At 51.8% G+C, this 25,052-nt stretch carries 25 protein-coding genes and 1 tRNA gene; 13 read left to right on the forward strand and 13 right to left on the reverse strand.

Translation table 11 applies throughout. The features are described 5' to 3' along the window. Positions 1-5: 5 nt before the first annotated feature. The 11 genes from D9N13_RS13900 to D9N13_RS13950 all read left to right on the forward strand — a co-directional run bounded on the left by D9N13_RS13900 (position 6) and on the right by D9N13_RS13950 (position 11,353). On the forward strand, positions 6-1,106 hold the full coding sequence (locus D9N13_RS13900; RefSeq protein ID WP_290591229.1) for an NAD(P)H-dependent flavin oxidoreductase: 1,101 nt from the start codon (positions 6-8) through the stop codon (positions 1,104-1,106). 59 nt (positions 1,107-1,165) lie between these two features. Then, positions 1,166-1,927, forward strand: a complete 762-nt coding sequence (locus tag D9N13_RS13905) for an enoyl-CoA hydratase family protein (RefSeq protein WP_290591236.1) — start codon at positions 1,166-1,168, stop codon at positions 1,925-1,927. Between the two features lie 16 nt (positions 1,928-1,943). After that, positions 1,944-3,107, forward strand: coding sequence for an acyl-CoA dehydrogenase (locus D9N13_RS13910; protein WP_290591238.1), 1,164 nt, complete (start codon positions 1,944-1,946; stop codon positions 3,105-3,107). An 18-nt stretch (positions 3,108-3,125) separates the two neighbouring features. After that, the gene (locus D9N13_RS13915; protein ID WP_290591241.1) at positions 3,126-4,196 is read left to right on the forward strand and encodes an acyl-CoA dehydrogenase family protein; all 1,071 of its coding nucleotides are present in this window, start codon (positions 3,126-3,128) and stop codon (positions 4,194-4,196) included. 20 nt (positions 4,197-4,216) lie between these two features. Next, on the forward strand, positions 4,217-5,365 hold the full coding sequence (locus D9N13_RS13920) for an acetyl-CoA C-acetyltransferase (RefSeq protein ID WP_290591244.1): 1,149 nt from the start codon (positions 4,217-4,219) through the stop codon (positions 5,363-5,365). Between the two features lie 36 nt (positions 5,366-5,401). Then, positions 5,402-6,286, forward strand: a complete 885-nt coding sequence (locus tag D9N13_RS13925; protein ID WP_290591252.1) for an SDR family oxidoreductase — start codon at positions 5,402-5,404, stop codon at positions 6,284-6,286. 85 nt (positions 6,287-6,371) lie between these two features. Then, on the forward strand, positions 6,372-7,586 hold the full coding sequence (locus D9N13_RS13930) for an acyl-CoA dehydrogenase family protein (RefSeq protein WP_290591259.1): 1,215 nt from the start codon (positions 6,372-6,374) through the stop codon (positions 7,584-7,586). After that, entirely contained in the window at positions 7,583-8,776 is a 1,194-nt protein-coding gene (locus D9N13_RS13935; protein WP_290591262.1) for an acyl-CoA dehydrogenase family protein, read from the forward strand. The genes D9N13_RS13930 and D9N13_RS13935 overlap by 4 nt, the downstream gene beginning before the upstream one ends. 53 nt (positions 8,777-8,829) lie before the next feature. Beyond that, complete coding sequence (locus D9N13_RS13940; RefSeq protein WP_290591271.1) at positions 8,830-9,621, forward strand: SDR family oxidoreductase; 792 nt, start codon at positions 8,830-8,832, stop codon at positions 9,619-9,621. 34 nt (positions 9,622-9,655) lie between these two features. Then, positions 9,656-10,114 carry a MaoC family dehydratase gene (locus tag D9N13_RS13945; RefSeq protein WP_317622505.1) on the forward strand — a complete coding sequence of 153 codons (459 nt, stop codon included), beginning with the start codon at positions 9,656-9,658 and terminating at the stop codon, positions 10,112-10,114. A 36-nt stretch (positions 10,115-10,150) separates the two neighbouring features. Beyond that, positions 10,151-11,353: an acetyl-CoA C-acyltransferase gene (locus D9N13_RS13950; RefSeq protein ID WP_290591276.1), complete on the forward strand. Its 1,203-nt coding sequence runs from the start codon at positions 10,151-10,153 to the stop codon at positions 11,351-11,353. A gap of 57 nt (positions 11,354-11,410) precedes the next feature. On the opposite strand, the gene D9N13_RS13955 is transcribed toward D9N13_RS13950, so the two are convergent. The 4 genes from D9N13_RS13955 to D9N13_RS13970 form a co-directional block, all read right to left on the reverse strand. Next, complete coding sequence (locus D9N13_RS13955) at positions 11,411-12,592, reverse strand: slipin family protein (protein ID WP_290591279.1); 1,182 nt, start codon at positions 12,590-12,592, stop codon at positions 11,411-11,413. 367 nt (positions 12,593-12,959) lie between these two features. Beyond that, positions 12,960-13,033 (reverse strand) — tRNA-Ile (locus D9N13_RS13960). 83 nt (positions 13,034-13,116) lie between these two features. Continuing rightward, positions 13,117-14,163, reverse strand: a complete 1,047-nt coding sequence (rtcA, locus tag D9N13_RS13965) for an RNA 3'-terminal phosphate cyclase (protein ID WP_290591288.1) — start codon at positions 14,161-14,163, stop codon at positions 13,117-13,119. A 79-nt stretch (positions 14,164-14,242) separates the two neighbouring features. Next, positions 14,243-15,469, reverse strand: coding sequence for an RtcB family protein (locus D9N13_RS13970; RefSeq protein WP_290591296.1), 1,227 nt, complete (start codon positions 15,467-15,469; stop codon positions 14,243-14,245). Between the two features lie 211 nt (positions 15,470-15,680). Between D9N13_RS13970 and rtcR the strand changes: the two genes are divergently transcribed. Then, positions 15,681-17,291 (forward strand): RNA repair transcriptional activator RtcR, encoded by a 1,611-nt coding sequence (gene rtcR / locus D9N13_RS13975; protein WP_290591299.1) that lies wholly within the window; start codon positions 15,681-15,683, stop codon positions 17,289-17,291. A 355-nt stretch (positions 17,292-17,646) separates the two neighbouring features. Here the strand turns inward: rtcR and D9N13_RS13980 are convergent, their stop codons facing one another. The 8 genes from D9N13_RS13980 to D9N13_RS14015 all read right to left on the reverse strand — a co-directional run bounded on the left by D9N13_RS13980 (position 17,647) and on the right by D9N13_RS14015 (position 23,157). Beyond that, positions 17,647-18,012 (reverse strand): EthD domain-containing protein, encoded by a 366-nt coding sequence (locus D9N13_RS13980; RefSeq protein ID WP_290591302.1) that lies wholly within the window; start codon positions 18,010-18,012, stop codon positions 17,647-17,649. Between the two features lie 9 nt (positions 18,013-18,021). Next, complete coding sequence (locus D9N13_RS13985) at positions 18,022-18,408, reverse strand: VOC family protein (protein WP_290591305.1); 387 nt, start codon at positions 18,406-18,408, stop codon at positions 18,022-18,024. Between the two features lie 146 nt (positions 18,409-18,554). Further along, a complete protein-coding gene (locus tag D9N13_RS13990; RefSeq protein WP_290591308.1) occupies positions 18,555-19,277 on the reverse strand; it encodes a DUF2238 domain-containing protein in 723 nt (240 codons plus the stop codon). Between the two features lie 127 nt (positions 19,278-19,404). Then, positions 19,405-19,656 (reverse strand): GlsB/YeaQ/YmgE family stress response membrane protein, encoded by a 252-nt coding sequence (locus D9N13_RS13995; RefSeq protein ID WP_317622506.1) that lies wholly within the window; start codon positions 19,654-19,656, stop codon positions 19,405-19,407. A gap of 13 nt (positions 19,657-19,669) precedes the next feature. Then, the gene (locus D9N13_RS14000; protein WP_290591312.1) at positions 19,670-19,885 is read right to left on the reverse strand and encodes a DUF3185 family protein; all 216 of its coding nucleotides are present in this window, start codon (positions 19,883-19,885) and stop codon (positions 19,670-19,672) included. A gap of 1,154 nt (positions 19,886-21,039) precedes the next feature. Next, on the reverse strand, positions 21,040-22,050 hold the full coding sequence (locus D9N13_RS14005; protein WP_290591315.1) for a medium chain dehydrogenase/reductase family protein: 1,011 nt from the start codon (positions 22,048-22,050) through the stop codon (positions 21,040-21,042). Between the two features lie 83 nt (positions 22,051-22,133). After that, positions 22,134-22,418 (reverse strand): hypothetical protein, encoded by a 285-nt coding sequence (locus D9N13_RS14010; protein ID WP_290591318.1) that lies wholly within the window; start codon positions 22,416-22,418, stop codon positions 22,134-22,136. A gap of 91 nt (positions 22,419-22,509) precedes the next feature. Beyond that, positions 22,510-23,157 (reverse strand): hypothetical protein, encoded by a 648-nt coding sequence (locus D9N13_RS14015; protein ID WP_290591321.1) that lies wholly within the window; start codon positions 23,155-23,157, stop codon positions 22,510-22,512. A gap of 318 nt (positions 23,158-23,475) precedes the next feature. On the opposite strand from D9N13_RS14015, the gene D9N13_RS14020 reads away from it, so the two are divergent. Then, positions 23,476-24,420, forward strand: coding sequence for an IS110 family transposase (locus tag D9N13_RS14020; protein WP_290591324.1), 945 nt, complete (start codon positions 23,476-23,478; stop codon positions 24,418-24,420). A 63-nt stretch (positions 24,421-24,483) separates the two neighbouring features. On the opposite strand, the gene D9N13_RS14025 is transcribed toward D9N13_RS14020, so the two are convergent. Continuing rightward, positions 24,484-24,894, reverse strand: coding sequence for a hypothetical protein (locus D9N13_RS14025; RefSeq protein ID WP_290591326.1), 411 nt, complete (start codon positions 24,892-24,894; stop codon positions 24,484-24,486). Between the last annotated feature and the right edge of the window lie 158 nt (positions 24,895-25,052).

Raw genomic sequence — 25,052 nt, forward strand, 5'->3', positions numbered from 1 at the left:
GGCTCATGACGAACCCTGTGTTGAATACCAGATTGTGCCAGTTGCTGGATTGCGAATACCCCATTATTCAAACCGCGATGGGTTGGGTGGCGGATCCGAATCTGGTGGCGGCAACCTGCAACGCCGGTGGCTTTGGTTTTCTGGCCGGTGCGGTCATGACCCCGGCGCAGGTAGAGCAGGGCATTGCAGCCATCAAGGAAAAAACCACACGCCCTTTTGGTGTCAACTTTCACATGTATGCCCCCGGTGCCGACCAGATCATTGACATCTGTATTCAACAGCGGGTGCGCGCGGTGAGCTACAGCCGTTCACCGGCGAAAAGCTCGGTGGAAAAACTCAAGCAGGCCGGCATCGTCTGTATGCCCACGGTGGGGGCGTTAAAGCATGCCGAAAAAGCGGTGGCCATGGGCGCCGACGCGGTGGTGGTACAGGGTGGTGAAGGGGGCGGCCATACGGGCTCGGTGTCTTCCAATATTCTGCTGCCACAGGTGGTGGATGCACTCAACGTTCCGGTAATCGCCGCCGGCGGTTTCAAAGACGGGCGCGGCTTGATGGCGGCGTTGTCCTATGGTGCTGAAGGCATCGCCATGGGCACCCGCTTTCTGCTGACCCGGGAATGTCCGGTGCCGGACGCCACCAAACAGGAATACCTAAAATCCGCCACCGAGCAGATTATTGTCAGCAGGAAACTCGATGGCATGCCGCAGCGCATGATTCTGAATCAGTGCCTGCAGCAACTGGAAACCCGGTCGGCGTTGGGTATGTTGTGGCTGGCGGTACGCAATGGCCTGGCTTTTACCCGGCTTACCGGCGGCTCCCTTTTAGGCATGCTGGGTTCCGCCTGGAAGATGAAACAGAGCAACGGCATGACCTTGGGGCAAACCCTGATGGCGGCCAATGCCCCCATGATGATTCAGGAAGCCATGGTGAAAGGGCATCCCCAGCAGGGAATCCTGCCCAGTGGCCAGATCGCCGGCACCATCGGCGATTTGCCGGCCGTTGAAGAACTGATACAGCAGATCGTTGCAGAAGCCGAAGCGGTGCTCAATCGATTTGCCGCCGCCAGCACGGCGGCCAACAGTGCCGAGCTGGTGGCACACAACTGAACCACTAACCAACAACCGAGCCGGGAATGTAATGTCTCCCGGCAGAATTGGGGAACCCCATGGCATTTGAAACTGTGATCGAAAATGGTATTGCGGAACTGGTGTTCTGCAAACCCCCGGTGAATGCGTTTAACAGTGAGGAATGGGCGGCTATTTCCCGGCGCCTGGATGAATTGGGCCAGGATTCCGCTGTTAAAGTGATTGTGATCCGGGCCGAAGGCAAAGGCTTTTGCGCCGGTGTGGACATAAAAGAGTTGGCGGCAGACAGCAACAAGATTGTGGCGGTGAACAAGGGCAATTACGACACGTTCAAATCCATTCACCTCAATCCCAAACCGGTGATTGTGGCGCTGCACGGCTTTGTACTGGGTGGCGGTATTGGTATCTCCGGTGCTGCGGACATTATCGTGGCATCTGAGTGTGCGCGCTTTGGCGTGCCGGAAGTGGATCGCGGCGCCATGGGCGGTGGCGCCCATCTGCAGCGCATGTTTCCGGTACAGAAAGTGCGTTACATGTATTACACCGGTGACTTCATTGACGCCCAGGAAGCTTACCGCCTGGGTGCGGTGGAACGGGTAGTGGCGTTGGCCCGCTTGCGGGAAGAGGCGATGGCCATTGCCGCGAAGATCGCCGAGAAAAGTTCACCCATGATTCAGCTGGCCAAAGAAGCGCTCACCGGCATTGAGGATGGCAGCCTGGAAGACAAATACCGTTGGGAGCAGGGTTTTACCCTGGAAGCGTATCGCATCGAGGATTCCCAGGAGGCTCGCGATGCGTTTGTGGAAAAGCGCGGTGCCAACTTTAACGACGCACAGGGTTGATAGAGGGCAGTATTGTATGGATCTGAATTACACGCCAGAGCAGATTGCGTTTCGCCACGAGGTGCGGCAATGGTTGCAGGAAAACGTACCGGCTACCGCCCTGAAATCCTTCGATACCCGGGAAGGATTCGAGCAGCACCGGCAGTGGGAACAAACCCTGGCGCAAGGCAACTGGGGTATGGTGACCTGGCCCAAGGAATACGGGGGCCGTGGTTGCAATTTGATTGAATGGCTGATTTTTGAAGAAGAATATTATCGTGCCCAGGCTCCGTTGCGGGTCAATCAGAATGGCATATTTTTGCTTGGCCCCACGCTCATGGAATACGGCACCAGCCAACAGAAAGAACGCTTCATTACCCGCATGGCCAGCGGTGAAGACATGTGGGCGCAGGGTTGGTCTGAACCCGGTGCCGGCAGTGATATGGCCGCGATTCGATCCAAAGCCCTGCGCGACGGGGATGAGTATGTTCTCAATGGGCAGAAGGTCTGGTCCACCCGTGCGGTGTTTGCCGATTGGGTATTCTGTATTTTTCGAACCGACCCTGATTCTGAACGTCACCACGGCCTGTCTTTTATTCTGGTGCCGCTGGATGCGCCGGGCATTACGGTACGCCCCATCCCCCAGCTCAACGGCTTGCCGGGATTTGCCGAAATCTTTTTTGACGATGTGCGTGTGCCGGTTAGCAACCGGTTGGGTGATGAAGGCAAAGGTTGGCAGATAGCCATGGCCACCGCCGGCTTTGAACGGGGCCTGATGTTGCGCAGCCCGGCCCGGTTTCAGGAAACCGCGAAACGCCTGGTGGCCCTTTATCGCCAACACGCAAACGATATTGTGGATCTGAGTGTGGAGGATGCTGTGGTGAAATCCTTTATGGATGCGGAGGCCTATGCACTATCCACCTATCAAACCGCATCCCGTTTGATGAACGGCGGCAGCATCGGCTCCGAGGCGTCCGTCAACAAGATTTTCTGGTCAGAGCTGGATCAACTGATGCACGAAACCGCCATGCGCATACTGGCCCATCACGCTGAGTTGCTGCCCGGCGAACACACCGAGAGCCTTGTGGGTAACTGGATGGATGGATTCCTGTTTGCGCAATCCGGGCCCATCTACGCCGGCACCAACGAAATTCAACGTAACATCATTGCCGAGCGTCTGCTGGGCATGCCACGCAAATAGAGTAAGAGGTAGCAAGGCATGGATTTTACCTTCAGCGATGATCAACGGGTGTTGTGCGATAACGTTAAACAGTTCCTGCATAAGGAAATCAGCGCCGATCAGATTCGTAGCGGTTGGGATACCGATACCGGCCGTGACCCCGGCCTGTGGCAGAAAATGGTGGAGCTGGGCCTTACGGCCATGCTGGTGCCGGAATCCTACGGTGGCCTGGGCATGAACGAATTGGATTTTATCTTGCTGGCACAGGAATGCGGCCGGGTGGCGTTGTGCGAACCCCTGGTGGAAACCGCATTGGTGGCAACCCCGCTATTGGCATGCCAGGCACAACGGGATACCCGCTGCGCCACCCTGTTGGAAAAAATTGCCAGCGGTGAGCGACGGGTAGCGGTGGGGCATGCGGTAAATCCCACGGTGAGCGATGCCCACATTGCCGACTATCTGCTGTTGCCCAGTGGTAATGAATACCATCTGGTGGAACGGGAACGGGTGACCCTGATACCGCTGCAGAGCGTAGACCCCAGCCGCCGCCTGTTCAAGGTGGACTGGCGGGCCGAGGAAGAGACCCGTCTGGTGAATGGCGCACCGGGGGTATCCGCCATGGCAGCGACCCTGAATCGGGGTGCATTGGGCATGGCGGCGCAGTTGATTGGCCTGGCAGAAGCCATGGTGGATATGACTGTGCAATACACCACGGAGCGTCATCAGTTTGGCCGCGCGATCGGGGCCAATCAGGCGTTGAAACATCACATGGCCAACTGTGCGGTTAAAACCGAGTTTGCCAAACCGGCATTGTACCGTGCCGCCTATACCGTCAGTCAGCGCCCGGTGCACGCCGATTTTGCGGTGTCCCATGCCAAAGTGGCGGCCGGTGAAGCGGCATTACTGGCTGCAAAAAACGGCATTCAGTCCCACGGCGCCATGGGTTATACCTGGGAATGCAATCTCCACATCTGGATGAAGCGGGCCTGGGCGCTGGATAAATTCTGGGGCCATTCGGGGTTCCATAAAAATCGCCTGCACCAATGGCTGATGAATCCCAATGCCAAGATCGGCGCCGATAAAACCTTCGGCGAACAGCATAAAAATTAACGCAACGAGAGAGAATTAACATGGCTGAAGCCTATATTGTAGATGCACTGCGCAGCCCCACCGGCCGCCGCAAAGGGGGGCTGGCCCATGTTCACGGTGCCGACCTGGGTGCCCATGTGTTGCGCAGTTTGGTAGCGCGCAACCCGATACCGGATAACGAATACGATGACGTGATCTTCGGTTGTGTCGATACCATCGGGCCCTTGGCCGGTGATATCGCCCGCACGTGCTGGCTTGCCGCCGGCTTAAGTGATGAAGTGCCCGGCACCACCATTGATCGTCAGTGCGGCTCTTCCCAGCAGTCGGTGCATTTTGCCGCCCAGGCGGTAATGTCCGGCACCATGGATGTGGTGATTGCCGGTGGTGTGCAGACCATGACCCAGATTCCGATCTCATCTGCCATGATGGCAGCGGAACCCCTGGGCTTCAGCGATCCCTTCACCGGCTCAAAAGGTTGGGTTGCCCGCTATGGCGATCAGCCACCCACACAGTTCCGCTCGGCCCAGATGATTGCCGATAAATGGAATCTGTCCCGCCGGGCATTGGAAGAATTCTCCTACGAGTCCCACCAGCGTGCCCTGCGCGCCATCGCCGAAGGCCGTTTCGATCGCGAGATCGTACCGCTGGAAGGCGTCACCATGGATGAAACACCAAGGGACACCTCATTGGAAAAAATGGCGGAACTGGATTTTCTGTTCGGCTGCGACAAAGTCACCGCCGGGGTTTCATCGCAAACCTGTGATGCCGCATCCGCCATGCTGATTGTGTCGGAGCAGGCCCTGAAGCGTTACAACCTCACACCCAGGGCCCGCATTCATCATATTTCCGTGCGCGCAGAAGATCCCATCTGGATGCTCACCGCACCCATTCCCGCCACCCGTTATGCCCTGAAGAAAGCGGGCATGACCATGAACGACATCGATCTGGTGGAGATTAACGAAGCCTTTGCCTCGGTACCTTTGGCCTGGTTGCAGGAGCTTGATTACGATCACGCCAAAACCAATGTCAACGGCGGCGCCATCGCCTTGGGCCATCCCTTGGGCGCCACCGGCACCAAGCTGATGACCACCTTGCTCCATGAACTGGAGCGCACTGGTGGCCGTTACGGATTGCAAACCATGTGCGAAGGCGGTGGCCAGGCCAACGTCACCATCATCGAAAAATTATAACCACGGATCAAGAACCGGATTCTGGAGCGAACCATTATGCCAAGCTCAGCGATATGTAAAGACAGAGTGGTCATCATCACCGGCGCCGGTGGTGGATTGGGGGCGGCTTATGCCAAGGCCCTGGCCGCAGAAGGTGCCAAGGTGGTGGTAAACGACATCAATGCCGCTGCCGCCCAAACCACGGTGGATGCCATCAAGACAGCCGGTGGTGAGGCGATTGCCAATACCTCCGACATCACAAACTACGATGATTCCGCCAATGCCGTAAAACAGGCCATTGAATGCTTTGGTGATCTGCACGCGGTGGTGAACAACGCCGGTATTTGTCGCGATCGCATGTTCGCCTCCCTGAGTGAGGCGGATTGGGATGCCGTGATTGCCGTGCATCTGAAAGGCCACTTCTGCATCAGCAGCCACGCCGTGCATCACTGGCGCGATCGCAGCAAACAGGGCGAGAAGGTGGATGCCCGCATTATCAATACGTCCTCCGGGGCCGGGCTTAATGGCTCCGTGGGGCAATCCAATTATGCTGCCGCCAAGGGGGGCATCGCCTCCCTCACATTGAATCAGGCGGCCGAACTGCGCCGCTATGGTGTCACCGCCAATGCCCTGGCCCCCGCAGCCCGCACCGGCATGACCGAAGAGGTGTTTGCGGACATGATGCGCAAACCGGAAGACGGCTTTGACTACTATGACCCGGCCAACGTGGCACCGTTGGTGGTGTGGCTGTGCAGTGCAGAATCCGCTGGTGTCAGTGGCCGGGTTTTTGAAGTGGAAGGTGGCAAGATCTCCATTGCCGACGGTTGGCGTTCCACCGCCGGTGTGGACAAAGGCGCCCGTTGGGAGGCGGCAGAAATTTCCACGGCAATGGACGAGTTGCTGACCAAAGAGATACCCGCACAAAAGGTTTACGGTGCGTAAACAGTTTGGGTTTAGGGAGTTCATAACATAATCCCTCGTTATGAAACTCCCTTTTTTTATTCAGGATCAGGAGTAAAGAACCGCTATGGAGTTTGTGTTTACAGACGAGCAGAACATGATTCGTGATACTGCCGAATCCTTTCTGCAGGAAGTCTCCACCAGCGCGGCCATTCGTGATGCCATGGCAACCGAACGGGGCTACGATCCCGCCCTGTGGCAGACCGTATGCACGGATCTGGTCTGGCAGGCGATTCATACTCCTGAGGATTGCGGCGGCATGGGCCTGGGTTATGTGGAACTGGTGGCCATGCAGGAACAGATGGGGCGCTTTCTGTTTTGCTCCCCGTATTTCTCTTCAGTGTGCCTGGGCATTAACGCACTGTTGGTGGCCGGCAGCGCCCAACAACAGCAACAGTATCTGCCTGAATTCTGCGCCGGCAAAACAGCAACCCTGGCCTTTGCCGGTGCGGCGGCCGCGGCCCGTGGTGGCCGCTGGGATGTGGCCACAGTGGATGCCACCTTTACCGCTCAGGGCGAACACTACCAGCTGAACGGCAGATATGAATTTGTTACCGATGGCGCCTCCGCTGATTACCTGATACTGGCTGCCCGCGATGCAGCAAGTCAGGCAGATGAGGGCATTCACCTGTTTATTGCGGCGGCTGATACCAAGGGTATTGAGCGTGAATTGCTGCCCACCATGGACCAAACCCGCAAGTGGGCGCGCATCAAATTGAACAATGTGACGTTACCCAAGGCGTCGTTGCTGGGTGATGAATCGAAAGCGGTTGAATGCAACGGGGCTCAATCCCTGGCCGTGATACTGGATCTGGCCACCATCGCCCTGGCGGCAGAGCAGATGGGCGGTGCGCAACAATTATTGGATATGACCGTAGCCTACAGCAAAGAGCGCAACCAGTTCGGCCGTGCTATTGCAGGGTTTCAGGCCATCAAACACAAAGCGGCGGATATGATGCTGCGGGTGGAAGTGGCCCGCTCTGGTGTGTACTACGCAGCCTGTGTAGCAGAAGAGGCCCTGCAGGCGTTACAGGCTGGCACCCCGGTGGATGGGGCCGCATTGCAGGAGGCCGCCAGTGTGGCCAAGGCCTATTGCTCTGATGCGTTTTTTAAAAATGCCAGTGAGGCCATCCAGATCCATGGCGGCGTGGGCTTTACCTGGGAGTACGATGTGCATTTGTATTTTAAGCGGGCCAAGGCATCCGAACAGTTTTTGGGAACCGGGGCCTGGCATCGGGAGCGCTTGGCTGCGTTGCTATTGGATGGGGAGGGCGTGCTGTGAAATTGAGTTTCAGCGCCGCAGACGAACAGTTTCGTGAGGAAGTCGCCGATTGGCTGCAGCAGAACCTGCAGGGCGAATTTGAACCCATCCGCTATCGGGGCGGCCCCGGTGATGAGCACATGTATCACCATGAACGCCACGCCTGGGAACAACGCATGGCCAAAGGGGGCTGGACCTGTGTGGGCTGGCCCCAGCAGTATGGCGGCCGCGGTTGCTCCATCGAACAGCAGGTGATCTTTTTTGAAGAGTATGCCCGTGCCGGTGGCCCGGGGCGGGTGGGTCACATTGGAGAAGGCTTGGCAGGCCCCACCATCATCGCCTTCGGCAACGAAGCGCAAAAACAAAAATACCTACCGGGTATTGTCAGCGGCAAGGAGCTCTGGTGTCAGGGCTATTCCGAACCCGGCGCCGGTTCAGACCTGGCCAATGTAAAAACCAAAGCCCGGTTTGATGAAGCCACACAACAATGGGTGATCAACGGCCAGAAAGTCTGGACCTCACTGGCGCAGGAGGCGGATTACTGCTTTGTGCTGGCCCGCACCGATCCTGATTCCCGTGCCCACAAAGGCCTGGGCTTTTTTCTGGTGAAGATGGATCAGCCCGGTATAGAAGTGCGCCCGATTCAGCAAATGACCGGCACCAGTGAATTCAATGAAGTGTTTTTTGACGATGCCGTGTGTGCTGCCGACGACATCGTAGGCGCCCCCGGTGAAGGCTGGAAGGTGGCTATGGGATTGCTGGGCTTTGAGCGGGGTGTCTCCACACTGGGCCAGCAAATGCAGTTCCAGAATGAATTTAATGAGATCGTCAAGATCGCCAAAAGTAATGGCGCAGCCCAGGACCCGGCCCTGCGCCAACGCATTGCCAAGGCCCACACCGAGTTGAAGATCATGCGTTACAACGCCATGCGCATGCTCTCCGGCCAGTCCGGCGGCGATGGTGCCCTGCAGCGTGAGGCGCTGATCTACAAATTGTTCTGGGCCAGCTGGCACCGGGAGCTGGGTGAGTTGGCCATGGATGTGTTGGGCCCACAAAGCCAGATATTGGAAGCGGCACCCTATCAACTGAGCCGCCTGCAGGCCATGTACCTGTTCGTGCGCTCGGACACCATTTACGGCGGCACCAATCAGATCCAGCGCAACATTATTGCCGAGCGCGGCTTGGGCATGCCCAAAGAACCGCGTTTATAACAACGCGCTTACAACAACGCGCTTATAAAAACAGGAATTCAGTAGGAGAACCCATGGACATTCATAACCCAAGTTACGTGCCGGGCCACCAGTTACTGGCTGGTAAATCCGTGCTGATCACCGCCGCCGCCGGGGCCGGTATCGGTTTTGCAGCGGCCAAAAAGGCGGTGGAAGAAGGCTGCCGCGGTATTGTGTTGAGCGATATTCACGAAGGCCGCCTGCAACAATCCGTGCAGAAACTGAAAGACGAAACCGGGTTGGATGCTGTGTATGGCAAAGTGGGCAACGTGGCCCAGGAAGATGACGTGCAGGCCCTGATTGCCTTTGCCGAACAGCAATTGAATGGCGTGGACGTGTTGATCAACAACGCCGGGCTGGGCACCAGCCGCACCCTGGTGGAAATGGACGACGACGAATGGTTCAAAGTGATCGATGTCACCCTGAACGGCACCATGCGCATGACCCGCGCCATGATGCGCACCATGAAGGCAAGAGGGCAGGGCGGCGTGATAGTCAATAACGCCTCGGTGTTGGGTTGGCGGGCGCAAAAAGAGCAAAGCCATTATGCCGCCGCCAAGGCCGGGGTGATGGCCCTGACCCGATGTGCCGCGTTGGAGGCCGCCGAGTTCGGTGTGCGCATCAATGCAGTATCACCCTCGCTGGCGGTACACCCCATGCTGAAAAAATCCGCCCCTGCGGATTTGTTGGCGGAACTGGAAGGCCGTGAGGCCTATGGACGCGGTGCTGAAACCTGGGAGATCGCCAACATCATGATGTTCCTGGTATCGGATTACTCCAGTTATATGACCGGGGAAATCCTGTCCTGCTCCAGCCAACACGCCTAACCACGGCAACCGAAAAACCGTAGGAGAGATCATTGTGACCACCGTATTTAAATCCCCCCTCGATCTGGAAGCCGCCGTGGGCCAGAACCTGGGCAGCAGTGAATGGCTTACCATCGACCAGGCGCGCATCAACTTGTTTGCCGATGCCACCGGTGATCACCAGTGGATTCATGTGGATCCGGAAAAGGCCAAGCAGGGCAGCTTTGGCTGCACCATTGCCCACGGCTACCTCACCCTCTCGCTGGTGAACCTGTTCCTGCCACAAATTGTGGACGTGCAGGGCATCAGCATGGGCGTGAATTACGGCTCGGACAAACTGCGCTTTCCCGCCCCGGTAAAAGTGAACTCCCGGGTGCGCGGTGTGGGTGAACTGATTGCCGTAGAACAGGTGAAAAATGCAGTGCAGGCGGTGATTCGCGTCACCGTGGAAATCGAAGGGGAAGACCGGCCCGCCTGCGTGGTGGATACCATCTCCCGTTACTACCCTGCTTGAAAAGAATCCCATTTAATATAAACACAGGAATTTCCCATGCGTGAAGCTGTTATCGTCTCAACCGCCCGAACTGCCCTGGCCAAATCATTCCGTGGCGCTTTCAATGATACCGAAGCACCCGCATTGGGTGGCGCCACCGTAAACGCGGTGGTGGCCAAAGCCGGTATCGATCCTGCGTTGGTGGAAGATTGCGTGTTCGGCGCCGCCGCCCAACAGGGCACCCAGGCCTATAACCTGGGCCGCCTCTGCGCCGTGGCCGGTGGCCTGCCGGAAACCACCGCAGGCATGGCCATTGAGCGCCAGTGCTCCTCCGGTTTGATGTCCATTGCCACGGTGGCCAAGGCCATCATGTGCAACGAATACGACGTGGCCATCGGCGGCGGTGTGGAATCCATCTCCCTCACCCAGAACAAACACAAAAACACCTATCGCAGCGTATCCAAAACCGTTACCGGCATTGATCCCACTGCCTATATCCCCATGATCGAAACCGCCGAAATCGTAGCGCAGCGGTATGGTATCTCGCGCCAGGCGCAGGATGAATACTCATTGCTGAGCCAGCAGCGCACGGCAGCGGCACAACAAAACAACCTGTTTGCCGACGAAATCATTGCCATGACAGTGAACAAGGCCAACTTCAACAAAGAAACCAAAGAGACCAGCTTTGAAGAAGTCACCATCACCCAGGATGAATGCAATCGCCCCAGCACCACGCTGGAAAGCCTCACTGCATTAGAACCGGTATGGAAAGACGGCAATTGGGTGAAGCAAGGCAAATTCATCACCGCTGGCAATGCATCCCAACTTTCCGATGGCGCCTCGGCATCGTTGTTGATGGACAGCAAAATGGCCGAAAAACTGGGCCTGAATCCACTGGGTGCCTATCGCGGCGTGGCAGTTGCCGGCTGCAAGGCGGATGAGATGGGCATCGGGCCGGTGTTTGCCGTGCCCAAACTGCTGGCACGCCACGGCCTAACCGTGGACGACATCGGCCTGTGGGAGTTGAACGAAGCCTTTGCCTCACAGGTATTGTACTGTCAACAAAAACTGGAAATTGACCCGGCCAAAATGAACGTAAACGGTGGCGCCATCTCCATCGGCCATCCCTTTGGCATGAGCGGCGCCCGCATGGTGGGCCATGCCCTGCTGGAAGGTAAGCGCCGCGGTGTGAAGTATGTGGTGATCACCATGTGCATTGGCGGCGGCATGGGGGCTGCGGGGTTGTTTGAGGTTTATTGATTAGGAGCTCTTCAATTAGAAGAGGACATTCAACTCCTGTATTAATGGAGTTGAATGTCACCGATTGCCCAGCCCCAAGGCTTTTTGCGCCCTGGCGGAAGGGGCCAGCTTTACCAGATCATTCAGCACTCCTTCCAGTCCGCCATAAACGGAGATCCGGTCGATGCGTGCTGTGACTTTTTCCAGTGCTTCCAGCTCCTTCAGGCGCATTAACACAGGGTTGTTTTCCATCATTTTGGCCGTGTTATGCAGTGATCGCATGGCCTGAGTTTCCTCGCGGCGTTTGATCAGATTGGCTTCGGACTCTTTTTGTGCCTCCACTACCTGATTCAGGATCTGCTTCATATCACCCGGCAGAATGATATCTTTCACACCCAAACTCACCATCATTACACCGTAGTCGGCGAAGGTGGATTTGGCACCTACTGTGATCGCATTGTTCAAGCTGTCCTTGTCTTCCAGTAGTTCGTCTAAAGTGCGGGTGCCCACGCTCTCCCGCAGCCGAAGCTGCAGCTCCCGGTACACAAAGCCTGCGTAGTCATTCACCTTCAATGCGACGGTTTCCGGATCGTTGATACGGTAACTGCCACTTAGGTTAACGCGCAGGCTTACCCGGTCTTTGGTCAGGATGTCCTGGCCACCGACTTCAACGGACTGCAAGCGCAGATCCAGCAATTTCACCGCTACGGAACGATTGTATTTCCAATAGCCGTAACTACCTGCCAGCAATAATTTTTGCAGGCGACCATTTACCAGCAATAGGCCTACGTGTTCATCAGGCACTTCCGTGTAGTAAATGGAAGATGCAAAATTTTTGCTTTTGCCGATCTTTGCACCGCGGCTTAACAGATCCAGCAGATTATCGTCGATGGAATACTCGGTACTGATGTCCAGGATCTCCACGCGCACATCTTCCACCCCTTTCCAGGCGGCCATAAAGGTGCCGGGTGCAAGGACATCAACCAGATGTCCATCCCGATACAACAGGCCGATCTGCTTATCTGCCACCTCGAATACGTCGAGATAAGGCTTCAGTTTTTGACCTTGAGTATTCAGTAGGAACTTGGCCTGCGGATGTTCAAACAGTACCTGGCTCAGGTCAAAGGTTTCCAGGCGCAAGTTGCCGCTCAGCGTGTTCACCCGATGGCGACCTGCCTCTAAAACAGTTTCAAAACGGTTGCGGCGGAATAGTAAAACCCGCTCATTATCTGCAACATCTATGGTTTTCCATAGCAACATGGTACTTCTCCTTATACTGCTTCCTTTCAAATAGGGTGAGGCCCACCCGAGCACACAGAGGCTAAAGATTTAGGGAGGGCAGGGCGGACTATCCAGAGGCTGTCATTAATGCGGGCCGGCAGTCAGTATCCCTGCGTGGCGACGCACAACTTTCAACTTTAATAGTTGCCGTGCCGGCCCAGCCATCCAAAGCGGCTGCATGGTCGGCGCTTCGCTGCTGTCACAGCCGTCCGGCACATAAGTTGCCGGTTGCGCTATGGCTGCAGCTGAGCCATGGGCCTCGTTTAGATTTCAACAAGGGTACTAGCCTTGTGGGGAGTTGAACCCCAGGCTCTCGCCTTTACCAGAGTCGTTTGATAGACGACGGTAACTAGGGCAGGATTTGAACCTGCGACCCATCGATGATTAGTCGATTGCTCTACCCAACTGAGCTACATAGTTATCTTCAAGTGTTCGGCACAGATCGGTACGCATTACATCATGGATGCTTGCGCCAGGCTGCTCTACAGAAACAGCTCCGCTAATCAGGCCAACGGCTTAAAGTCTTGTTTATCGAGTGGTTCCACATTCACCTGCCAGCAGTGTTTAGCGAGTTGTTTCAAGCCGATATTGGCACCGGTTAGTTGCTTCACCACGTCGATATTGGTGCGTAGATGCTGACTTAGTTCCAGGGTAGTGAAATGCCCACCCTGACCCAGCACCAATGGTAGAATCAATTGATCTGCCAAATGCTCACACACCACCGCTTCGCTGCTTAAATAATTGCGCATGGCCTTGATGGCCTTGCCTGCTACCCGCTCCGCGGTTATTGCCTTGGCGCCGGAGGCTTCAAACACGGCTGTCAGCTCCGGCATCTTCAGGCGCAGGGACACAATGTTGCCTGGCCCGATTGAGCGCACAAGCTTCTGCTGTAGATCCGCTTTGGGCCAATAGCAGCGCTTATGCACCTGTTCCAGCTCTCGCGCCGTTACATGCGCAGGAATATTGGCAGACACGGCCACCGCCTGTTGCTCACTGATTTCGCCCCGTTGTGCTAAGGCCAACGCTCGAATCGTTCCTGCAGGATGTATTCGCACCCTCCAGGCTCCACCTCCGGAAGGATAAAACCCATAACGTTCCAGTTCCAACTCTGTGGCCCAACCCAGCTCAGCCAAAACCGGTAGAAAGCTGTGGTTAATGAAATCAACAGAGGGCGCCATGTCATTGTGCGTACCCCCTTCCAGATACAGCTCGCTCACGCCCCGGCTCAGGGCCAGGGGTAGAAAGACTGTTTGGAACACCAGCGTTGTGCTGCCAGCGGAACCTACTGCAAAGCGATATTCGCCGGGTTGCACAGAGCCTGGTGTAAAGGTCACCTTTTGTGAGCCCAGCTTATCCCCGGATACCTGGGCATTGCAGATGGCTTGCGCTGCACGCAGGCAGGTCAGGTGTTGCCGCAGCAAACCGGGTTTAGCTCGTCCAGCGCGAATATTCTCAATTCGCACCGTTTGGCCGTTACACATGGCCAGGGTCAGAGCAGTCCGAAAAATTTGCCCGCCGCCTTCACCTTGAGATCCGTCTATAACAATCACAATGTTTTCCTCTTAATCTATTCTTCGGTGCCAAATCAAACGGCCATCCCCTGGCCAATCCAACATCCTGTCCGCACCTTCAACCTTTTACACACAATACCTGCTTTAGGGTGTACACAACTTCCACCAGATCCTTTTGCGCCGCCATTACCTGATCAATGGGCTTGTAGGCTGATGGGGTCTCATCAATCACCCCGGCATCCTTACGGCACTCTACATCTGCGGTGGCCTGGCGGTGTTCTTCCAGAGACACCAGCTTCTTTGCTTGGGTTCGTGACATCACCCGACCTGCGCCGTGGCTGCAACTACAGAAGCTTTCCGCGTTACCCAGGCCGCGCACGATAAAGGATTTGGCTCCCATGCTTCCTGGGATAATCCCCATTTCACCCAGGCGTGCACGCACTGCGCCTTTTCGGGTTACCAGCACATCTGCACCGTAGTGATGCTCACGGGACACATAGTTATGGTGGCAATTCACCGCTTCCATGCGGGCCTCAAACTCCAACCCTAGTGTTGTGCGCACTGCGGCAATTACCCGCGCCATCATCACCTCGCGGTTGATACGGGCGAAGTGCTGAGCCCATTCCACCGCCTCAACATATTCGTTGAAGTGATCGGTTCCTTCCGGCAGATAGGCCAGATCGGAATCAGGCAAATGAATATGCCAGCGTTCCATATCCTTTTTTGCCAACTCGATAAAATGGGTACCGATACGATTTCCCACACCGCGTGATCCGCTGTGAAGCATTAGCCACACGCTATCCTGCTCATCCAGGCACATCTCAATAAAATGGTTGCCTGTTCCCAGGGTTCCCAAATGCTTTATGTTGTTGGTGTTCTTCAATAACGGATGCTTCTCCTGCAGTACATCGAATTGCTTCGCCAGCGGCACCCATCCATCCATTACATCATTGGGTACGTTTTCCCAAGCACCCTTATCACGCACTCGGCCACGGCCCGAGGTGCGTCCATGGGGCACTGCGCGTTCAATGGCAGTGCGCAACGCGCTCAGGTTATCCGGTAATTGTGTTGCGGTCAGGCTGGTCTTGACCGCCATCATTCCGCATCCAATATCCACACCCACTGCTGCTGGTATCACAGCGCCCAAGGTAGGCACCACGCTACCGATGGTGGCTCCTTTACCGAGATGTACGTCCGGCATTACGGACACCCATTTATGAATAAAGGGCATACGGGAAATGTTCTTCAATTGCTGTCTGGCCTGATCTTCAAAGGGCACACCCACGGTCCAGGACTTGATGGGTACCCCACCGTCATGCATGACTTCATATGTTTGATTTTCCATGACGCTTATCCTTCTTTTCGTTTTATCTACTTGGTTATACCCAAAACATTGCGAATGGAGTGCCAAAATCGGCTTTTCTTGAAAAACAATTTATAAGCTATTGTTTATAATGGGATTATTCTCTTTGTGAGCGGTGGTGTTCAGCGCTCGGGAATCCTGCATAATCAAAAAATACTATCCAAATAGATAGCTATCTAATATTCTAGATACCATGAAAACGGTAGTAATCAGTATATTGGGCACCACAATGGATCGGCGCGGCAAGGGCGACAAGCGTTGGGATAAATGGCGCCCCACTATTTCAATGTGCCAGCACGATGACCTGCTTATCGACCGGCTGGAACTGCTATTCGATAACCACTCTATAGGTTTAGCTCGCCAAGTTACCGAAGACATTGCCCGTGTATCACCGGAAACCGAAGTGGTGTACCACAACGTCAATTTCCGCGACCCCTGGGACTTTGAAGGTGTCTACAGTGCGTTACTGGACTTTGCCCGCGCCTATCCATTTCGGCATAGCAAGGAACAATACTTGGTTCACATCACCACCGGTACTCACGTAGCGCAGATCTGCTTGTACCTGCTTACAGAGGCGGGTTACCTGCCGGGCAAATTGCTGCAAACCTCGCCCGCTCCCCGCAACAGCGATGCGGCCGGACAATATCAGGTCATTGATCTGGACTTGTCCCGCTATGATCAGATCGCTTCCCGCTTCCAGAAGGAGCATCAGGAAGGTACCGTTTACCTCAAGGGCGGCATCGAAACCAATAACCGCGCCTTCAACACTATGATCGAACAGCTGGAAAAGGTGTCTATCCGCTCCCAGGAGCCCATCCTCCTAACCGGCCCCACTGGAGCCGGCAAATCCCAATTGGCGCAACGTGTGTATGAGCTGAGAAAGCAGCGGGGTAAGATTGACGGCAAGCTTGTGGCGGTTAACTGCGCTACCCTGCGGGGTGAAAATGCCATGTCCACCTTGTTCGGACACAAGAAGGGGGCTTATACCGGAGCTGTGTCTGAGCGACCCGGGTTGTTGAAGGAAGCTCATAAAGGCCTTTTATTCTTGGATGAAATCGGTGAGCTTGGCTTGGATGAGCAAGCCATGCTGCTGCGCGCCATTGAAGATAAAATGTTTATGCCTTTGGGATCAGATCGGGAAGTAAGTAGCGATTTTCAACTGATTGCAGGTACCAACAAAGACCTGACCTTGTTGTCCCGACAGGGTGAGTTTCGTGATGATCTGTTGGCCCGTATTGATCTGTGGACCTATCAATTACCCTCATTGCAGGAGCGCATAGAAGACCTGGAACCCAATATCGATTACGAAATTGAAAAGTTCGCTAAGCGTTCCGGTTATCTCATGAGTTTTAATAAGGATGCACGCAAACGATATCTGGCATTTGGCCGCTCTGCCGAAGCCACCTGGGCTGCCAACTTTCGGGATCTGAATGCCAGTATTACCCGCATGGGAACACTGGCAGATGGTGGGCGCATTACCCTGGATGTGGTGGAAGATGAGATCAAACGGCTAAGACGGAAATGGCAGCAGGGAGTGGACCAGGGTAGTAATCCAAGAAGAGTTTTAGAGCCGTTGCTTGGGATCGAGACAGTCGATCAGATGGATTACTATGATCAGGTGAAACTGTTGAATATTGTTGAGGTGTGCCGTGCCTCCGACTCGATGGCAGAGGCGGGAAGGAAGTTGTTTAACGTCAGTCGGGCACTAAAGAAATCAAATAACGACTCACATCGTGTTAAACAGGTTTTGGATCGTTATGGGTTGGATTTCGGAGCTGTGAAGGCCTTTTCAGAACATCAATAGAAAAGGTTCAAGCCCCCAGCAACGATCCGGAAAGTAAGATTAGCTAAAATATACTGAGTATCGCAAAACCCAAAACCATACCACCAAACCAGAAGCTGGTGTCTTTGAAATTAAGCAGAATAAAGACCAAACCGATTGGCCAGAAAAACAAAGAGCCCAGGCCCTAAACTGTGGATTTTTGAAAGGCTATGGCAAGCACAAAAAATATAGGAAACCAAAAGAATAGCAAAACCAACCCAGTCTGAAGCTGATTCAATAAAACTCATACTGCCTACCCCAACTATTATTAGGCGATCTAAATGACCTTGTCGGTACTAACTACGTATAGGTACTAACTAAATGATAGCGCAGTTCGCTAAATTATCTCTTTTTCTACTGATACCCAGAATGGCGAATTTAAAAGGTCTATAAATTTGGATTCATCTTCAATTAGCCGTGCAATCGCTTTAAGGGAGGATTCATCCTGGCCGATGGAGGCCAAAGTCTCCATAGACTCAAACCAAGCTTCACCCACGCCATCGTACATTTCGGGGCCACCCCTGGATGCCCTCAGCGCAGCGCTTATTGCGTTGTCCACAGAGTGTGACTGAACATATCGCTTAATTTTCAGATCATCTTTGAGTGTCTTGATTAGCTCGGCATGATGATTCTCCCAATAATCGAAGAACTCTTCCCTGCTGATCCCTTGCTTTCTCTTGATGCAAATCGTCGTCTTAACCATTGCTAACACCTATTCATGCTCATGACATACTGCTTCAATATTGTGGCCATCCGGGTCCAGAACAAAGGCACCGTAATAGTCTGCATGATAATGCGGCCTGACTCCCGGAGCCCCGTTATCACGGCCACCTGCTTCCATGGCGGCGCTGTAAAACGCGTCCACCAGCGCCCGGGTAGGTACCCGAAATGCTACATGGATGGGAGGGGAGTTTGGGGTGCCTGCACTGATCCAAAAGTCGGGTTTGGGCGGCTCACCGAATCCAGCGACATCGGTGTGCTTGGTCACCGAAGCAGGCAGCTCCATTATTAGCGTATAACCGATAGGCGAGAGGGCCGCCTGATAGAATTGCTTGCTCTTCTCAAAATCGCTAACACTGATTCCCATATGATCAATCACGATATTGGCTCCTTAATTTCATCCATTGCTATTCTCATTTCAAAGCTGGTTATAAAAGACTTAAATATATATCGCTTTGCTCCAATATCAGTCTTCTAATCTACACATCAACGCCTTTATCATATAGGGTATCATCAGGAGACCCACTATTTTTTATGCTTGTCATGTATCAACCGTACTATTTCATCTTCGCCAAGGGGGTTCTTGTTTTTTACAGATAAGCTATCGTGCCATTCATCGCGGAAGTTGCTTTGTATCTTCCAGTTTAGCAGTAGGGTAAAAGACATAGTTAGTAACGCACCAAGGCTCGCCAATGCCATATCTTTATGGGCATCCCACACATCACCTTGTGTGCCCAGATACGCAACACCTAGATCCCCGCCAAACATCTCTGCGGCACCCCATTCGAACAACTCAAACATCATTGAAGCTGCCATGGTAAGTTCCAAAGGGAAAAAGTAAGACCAAAACCCTTTCGAATCAGCAATTCTGCAATATAGCTCCCTTACCGGATATGCCAAAAGGACACCAAATAGAAAATGGACCGCCCGATCAAAATGATTTCTGCTCCACCCCATATATTCGTTCAAACTAAACCCAAATACATCTACAAAAAACTCGTCGTAGGGGACTTCTGCATACGTAAAATGTGCCCCAATTTCATGCAAGCACATAAAGATAAATATAAGCGTGTATGAAATTCTGGAAAGAGGGAACCTTTTATATGACAAACCAAGAACTATAGCGAATACCAGAACAAGGGCATTCTCCAAAGCCCAATCGCTCCGATCGTGAGGTGAAACGGCTAGAACCAAAAACACAACCCCAAAGATTAGTGCTAGTATCCCTAAATACTTACGATGTGACATATACATAAAATTTCTATCTCTATGCCCTGGTGTTCCCCACCAGAAATTACCCCTGCGACTCATACTGATTCGGATCTTATTAGTCGTCAGATAGTCAATATGAGCCTGTGATCGATCGCGATCTGCGCTAAGCCTTCTTAATAACTCTAATTAGAAATAGCAATATAACAGCGCCAATCGTGGCCATGACGATAGAGCCTAATAGCCCACCTGTCGTTATGCCAAGCAAGCCGAACACAAAACCACCTATTACTGAACCAACGATGCCTACAATTATATTACCTATCGCACCAAACCCTTTTCCTTTCACAATAATGCCAGCAAGCCATCCAACCAGCGCGCCAACTACTAAAAATATTATCAAGCTTATGATATCCATGTTGCCTCCAGTGTTACTTTTTAACGAGAAGATAGATGCCCACAACAAAACTGACTGCACCAGCAATGTAGAAAGTCATTACCTTATCGGTATCTGAACCTGTAACCGCTTGTGTGATTTGTGATCCGAAAGAACCAGATAATTGATACCCCCATACCGCAAGACCAATCCCAAGCACAGCGAGAGCGATACCAATAATATTCATTGTAGATCGAGAACCCATTGCCATGTTGATCTCCTGTTCTTGGTTTATCGGATTGTTATAGCTATTTGCTGATTTCGCTTGTCACGTTTGAATCGAGTATTTCAGTAACATCATTGCTTGTTCCAGTATATTCTGATCTGTTTGGTTTCTTGTGAGCCAGAATCAATTCATCCCGGCTCAATAGTGCCTCGCCACCATTAGTATCCTCTTTTGCTGTTGTAACATACAGCGAAGGCTGGATTTTCTCTGTTGTGGTTGTTTGATTCCCTAAGTTTTCAAAAACAGGTTATTTGGGTAGATGTTTTTTTCATATTACCGGTATATAGATAATACGTGCCTTATCCCTGATCCGCCATAGCCGGGGCTTATGCCCATTATCTCAAGATTGCCTGGCCTTTGGCTCCATAGCGGAGAAACCCTAGCGAGTCGGTATCTAAGAGGATGAATCAATTACTTCGGTATAAATGACTGCTACCAGATTTTCATTTATTTTGACCACTAGATTCGGCGTCGCTTTCGAATGTGCTATTGGCACAGCGCGAAATCACCGGAGATTAATTTAGGGATTTCATTAGGGTAGCTGGATAAGCTGGGATTGGTTTTCATATGAGCTAATGAATACACTTCACCATGGTTAACGATCAGCTCAGTGCGGATCTGCACGCTGGGTGGTGTGGGGGCTGAGGGAGAGCGCCCGTCGGCTACCGATTTCGCTATCCACTAGAATAAATTATCATCGGCTTCAATTATTAATGATATTGGTGTTGTATATAAGTGATTATGTGCACCATCTTCATTTACGATTAAGTTGTCACACAATTTGTCCAGATCACCGCAAGACAACTCCAAATTTAGCCAACGATCCCGAGATATTTCTACATTACTTTGGCCTTGAGTGATCTTTATTCGCATCCCCTTCAACAACTCATCGTACGGTGCTGGCCGACCAGACACCGCTGCCGGATACTCAGCAAACTGGTTCGCGGAAGCAGCCATAGTTCTAACTCGTTCGCTGAGTTCCGTGAGGGCGCTACGTGTATCTATCACCATTGGGTCTTGCTTAGCTGAATATAGTATTCGCATGGCATCCTCACCTAACGCCTGCATCATGGGAAAAACGGAGTGGAGCCAATATGTGGTAAAGTGCGCGCAGTTGGCTTCCTGTGCATGCGATGTTGTTAGCTGCATTGCAACACAATTTTACCACTTACTGTCCCAGCCTCTAAAAGCTCATGCGCTTTGTAAGCTTCCTTCAGTTTTACCTTTTCCCCTACAATTGGTTTGATCTTTCCCTCTTCTAGTAAAACAACTAAGGAAGATAAAGCCTCTCGATACCAAAGGATGTCTTTCTTTGACTCAGCAGGTAGTGCGCAAAGATAAACTTTTTTACCATCCGGCATAGCTTTTAATAGTGCCAACTGGATTACGCCATATATCATTGGAACTATTCCACCAAAGCTATTTCCAGCAAACCCATAACTCACTACCGTACCACCGCTCTTAACAATGCTATAGCTACGACGAAGATTATTTCCCCCAATGGGGTCAAATGCGGCATCAATACCTTTTGGATATTTTGACTTTATGAATTCAACGAAATCATCTGATTTATAATCAATAGGAATGGCGCCCAACCCTCTAACTAATTCATGTTTTTGCAAAGAAGCTGTACCAAATACATTCGCGCCTGACAAAATAGCCAACTGAACCAAAGCGGAACCAACCCCTCCTGCTGCTGAATGAACCAGAATATTTTGTCCAGTTTTGACCTTTGCCTTCTTATATAAGATGCAGTAAGCAGTTAAGTAATTAAGAACCAGACTGCAAACATCTGAAGAATCCAAATGATTCGGATACGGGACAACAAACTTAGATGGAATACACAAATACTCAGAATAACACCCGAAATATGGGTTCAAGCCTACAACGCTATCACCCTTTTTAAAATCAGTAACCCCATCACCTATTTCGTCGACCGTACCAGAAAAATCATATCCTGGAATGAATGGCGGCTTAGGTGCAAGCGGATATCCGCCTCGCTGGGCCATAACATCAGAGTAGCCAACACCAGCAACTGTTATTTTTACTCTTATCTCATTGGGTTTTGGCTCGGGTGCTACCCCCTGAACAATCTCTAAAACTTCAGGTCCACCGTGCTTTTTAACAACGACTTGAAGATTATTCTTCACATAGACTCCATTTTCTCGATTTCAGCTAACGCTAACAGCAGAGACGCAGCTATGCTGCGTCCTGCTGCCTGTTTTTGTTAGATTTAGTCATATTTCTTCCAGTTACCTACAAGCCACTTGCTTACATTTTTATGGCTTCGAGTGTCACCGGGAAGATGTTCCTTGATCAGTTTTTCGGTTTTTATTCCAGAAGCCTTGTTTTTAAAATTGTGTGTCTCGGCGAACCGATTTATAAAGGCTAAAACTTCATAACCCTCGTTGCGGTTTAGAAGAGTGCTATCTGGTTTGCCAGTCACTTTAGGATCATCAGGGGCGATCGCCGTCCATGAGTAGGTGTATTTCAAGTCCGATTTCGAAAGTAAGGGCATAGTTGCCTCCTTGTTTTTTTGCGCTGGGTAAAAATCTAACAGTGTGATAGTACGGACCCTTCGGTCCGTATATTCACTTTTTAGCTGTGACTTACCAACGCACCTCGACACTACGGACCTCCATACGGTTATACGCAATAACTGAAGCATGACCAGAATTACCAGATATTGACATACTGGAAACATGATATTGATATTCAGTGCCAAGCTGTGTTTGAGCAAGAGACTTAGCTTTTTGCGCTGATTCTCCATTTAGGAAAACCACAGATATGCCAACTGCTAAAATCAATAAAGCGGCACCAGCAATATAGGCTGATTTAGGTTTGTCCGTTTTGTAGCCCTCATTTGCCAAAAGCTTTAATGATTCTGGTGTTGATAGCTGAATGTGAACCCAAACAAGCACACCTATAAGCACCAGCCCAAAAATAAAGGAGCCTAACATGGACAAAGCATTAAGCTTTATTTGTGTTACCAGTAGGCTAATAGGAGTAATAAACGGTATAACCAAGATCAGACCTATAAAAGCCACAACAGCGAAGGCGCTGAACCAGCGAACAACTCGAGCAGTTTTTACGCCACCTTTCATTAGAAATATTCCTGCTATGACCGCAAATATATTGAAGCTTGAGGAATAGCTCATTTCGTTCGCAATACAATAGGCCATAACACCAATATCAATAATGCCTATGGTCAGCAAGACGAGTCCGGCTTTTCTAAATGGGTTGATTCTATGTTCCATGCACATTTTCTCGATTACAGCTAACGCCTCGATCACCGGGCCAGTGTAGTGGAGCATATATTATGGTAAAAGAGCGTAGCGATACCATAATATATGTGGAGCGTAACTGGCTCCGCGTGCATCGAATTGTATGGTTCAATTCCCCTGAATTCGATAAAGTGAGACCCGTAACTTGTGCCACCAAGTTACCGGATCTGTAGCCCGATGCATGGTAGGTTTTTCGAAACCGTTAACAAGTGTGGGCGCAGATCCGACCCGATTTTTAACTCGAACAGTCGAATGGGCCTCAGAGCCCGAATTTAGCAAGGATGAGTCACTATGACAAACCCTAAAGAGCGAGCGGGAATTAATGTCGGCGTAGACGTCGGTAAGTTTCAATTGGACATTCATATCCTGGAAAGAGACCGGTATTTCTCGGTAGAGAATTCCCCTTCCGGCATCAAGGAAGCCATCAAGGTTATCAGCCGATTCAAAGTGTCCAGGATTGTACTGGAGGCCACTGGGCGATATGAGTTGGAGTTCGCCACTGCTGCATTTGAAAAGGGCCTTCCTGTCTGTATCGTCAATCCTATTCGGGTACGAAAATTCGCCCAAGCAGACAATCAGATTGCCAAAACCGACAAACTGGATGCCAAGGTGATCGCCCGTTTTGCTTCGGCGATGAAGCCTGAGCTCAGCACCCACAAAGGCAAAAATATTAGGTTAATCAAAGACCTAATATGCCGCCGCCGTCAACTGGTTGAAATGCGAACCCAGGAATACAATCGAGCAAAAATCATGGGCTCTAAAATTGAGCGCTCCTGTAATCGCATCATCAAATCACTCAATCTCGAAATCGAGTGGACGGAGAAACACTTGGCCAAAGCCGTTGAGCTTCAAGAAGAATGGTCCCAACGAAAAGAGATTCTTCTCAGCATGCCTGGTGTGGGCGATACCCTCGTTTACACATTGCTTGCCGATCTGCCAGAGCTGGGTGAACTCTCGAATAAACAGATTTCAGCCCTGGCTGGCTTAGCGCCGATGAATCGTGATAGCGGCAATCTCAAAGGTAAACGGCGTATTAAGGGCGGTCGTCATACAGTGAGAACAACGCTCTTTATGGCGACCTTAAGTGCGATCCAATGCAATCCAATTTTAGGCGGCTTCTATCGCCATCTGGTTAAGCAGGGTAAGCACAAAAAAGTTGCGTTAACCGCTGTGATGAGAAAGTTCATCACCATATTAAATTCAATGGTTAAACAGAATGAGTTATGGGCGCACTGAGATTTAATTGGGGCTATTGACACCACAGTCACTTGTTATGCATTTGATTCATTTAAACTGAGACTATGCATCTAGATAAAATCCCGTAATCAGTGCCAGAACGAATAAAAATAGGCCAAACCCAAATGTCCTTGTGATATTCGATGTGTAGCTACCTATAGTCCACCTTTTACGAGTTATGTCTTGCTCCTTCGATTCAAAATATATCTCGTTGTGCTGAAACGAATCAGCATTAAGATCTTTTGAATTTCCTGCCATGAAGGGGAGGTTTAGCAGCAGCATAGATGACAAAAATATTGACACTAAAAAGAAGACTAATGAGGCAGACGCACAACCAATGGCCACATGAGACACGCCATCTCTCTCTTTGAAAATCAAACCCAATGCTGATATCGCTATGGTTTCTACACCAACAAGCCATTTGTTCCAGTCAACAAGAAGCTTAATTATCTCCTTTTTATCAGAATCATCCATTTTTTCTATCTCTCTAAAAGCCAGTTCGATCGTAACCGTCCGGCAAACCCATCTGGATAAGCCTGCTTAGCTGCTTGACCATAGTGTCCACTAAAAAATAAGTGGACACTACTATGGATAATATAAGAGAGAGCTCACTCCCCGCACCCGCTAAGGGA

The sequence above is a fragment of the Ketobacter sp. GenoA1 genome (assembly GCF_003671475.1).
GTDB lineage: Bacteria > Pseudomonadota > Gammaproteobacteria > Pseudomonadales > Ketobacteraceae > Ketobacter.

Excerpts from the sequence above, each read along its gene's own strand:
- D9N13_RS13990 (WP_290591308.1), bottom strand. The coding sequence starts at position 19,277 with ATGTCACATCGTAAGTATTTAGGGATACTAGCACTAATCTTTGGGGTT.
- D9N13_RS14000 (WP_290591312.1), bottom strand. The coding sequence starts at position 19,885 with ATGGCAATGGGTTCTCGATCTACAATGAATATTATTGGTATCGCTCTC.
- D9N13_RS13950 (WP_290591276.1), top strand. The coding sequence starts at position 10,151 with ATGCGTGAAGCTGTTATCGTCTCAACCGCCCGAACTGCCCTGGCCAAA.
- D9N13_RS13900 (WP_290591229.1), top strand. The coding sequence starts at position 6 with ATGACGAACCCTGTGTTGAATACCAGATTGTGCCAGTTGCTGGATTGC.
- D9N13_RS13970 (WP_290591296.1), bottom strand. The coding sequence starts at position 15,469 with ATGGAAAATCAAACATATGAAGTCATGCATGACGGTGGGGTACCCATC.
- D9N13_RS13940 (WP_290591271.1), top strand. The coding sequence starts at position 8,830 with ATGGACATTCATAACCCAAGTTACGTGCCGGGCCACCAGTTACTGGCT.
- D9N13_RS13915 (WP_290591241.1), top strand. The coding sequence starts at position 3,126 with ATGGATTTTACCTTCAGCGATGATCAACGGGTGTTGTGCGATAACGTT.
- D9N13_RS13995 (WP_317622506.1), bottom strand. The coding sequence starts at position 19,656 with ATGGATATCATAAGCTTGATAATATTTTTAGTAGTTGGCGCGCTGGTT.
- D9N13_RS14025 (WP_290591326.1), bottom strand. The coding sequence starts at position 24,894 with ATGGATGATTCTGATAAAAAGGAGATAATTAAGCTTCTTGTTGACTGG.
- D9N13_RS13930 (WP_290591259.1), top strand. The coding sequence starts at position 6,372 with ATGGAGTTTGTGTTTACAGACGAGCAGAACATGATTCGTGATACTGCC.
- D9N13_RS13925 (WP_290591252.1), top strand. The coding sequence starts at position 5,402 with ATGCCAAGCTCAGCGATATGTAAAGACAGAGTGGTCATCATCACCGGC.
- D9N13_RS13920 (WP_290591244.1), top strand. The coding sequence starts at position 4,217 with ATGGCTGAAGCCTATATTGTAGATGCACTGCGCAGCCCCACCGGCCGC.
- rtcR (WP_290591299.1), top strand. The coding sequence starts at position 15,681 with ATGAAAACGGTAGTAATCAGTATATTGGGCACCACAATGGATCGGCGC.
- D9N13_RS13955 (WP_290591279.1), bottom strand. The coding sequence starts at position 12,592 with ATGTTGCTATGGAAAACCATAGATGTTGCAGATAATGAGCGGGTTTTA.
- D9N13_RS13910 (WP_290591238.1), top strand. The coding sequence starts at position 1,944 with ATGGATCTGAATTACACGCCAGAGCAGATTGCGTTTCGCCACGAGGTG.
- D9N13_RS13905 (WP_290591236.1), top strand. The coding sequence starts at position 1,166 with ATGGCATTTGAAACTGTGATCGAAAATGGTATTGCGGAACTGGTGTTC.
- D9N13_RS14015 (WP_290591321.1), bottom strand. The coding sequence starts at position 23,157 with ATGGAACATAGAATCAACCCATTTAGAAAAGCCGGACTCGTCTTGCTG.
- D9N13_RS14010 (WP_290591318.1), bottom strand. The coding sequence starts at position 22,418 with ATGCCCTTACTTTCGAAATCGGACTTGAAATACACCTACTCATGGACG.
- D9N13_RS13980 (WP_290591302.1), bottom strand. The coding sequence starts at position 18,012 with ATGGTTAAGACGACGATTTGCATCAAGAGAAAGCAAGGGATCAGCAGG.
- D9N13_RS14020 (WP_290591324.1), top strand. The coding sequence starts at position 23,476 with ATGACAAACCCTAAAGAGCGAGCGGGAATTAATGTCGGCGTAGACGTC.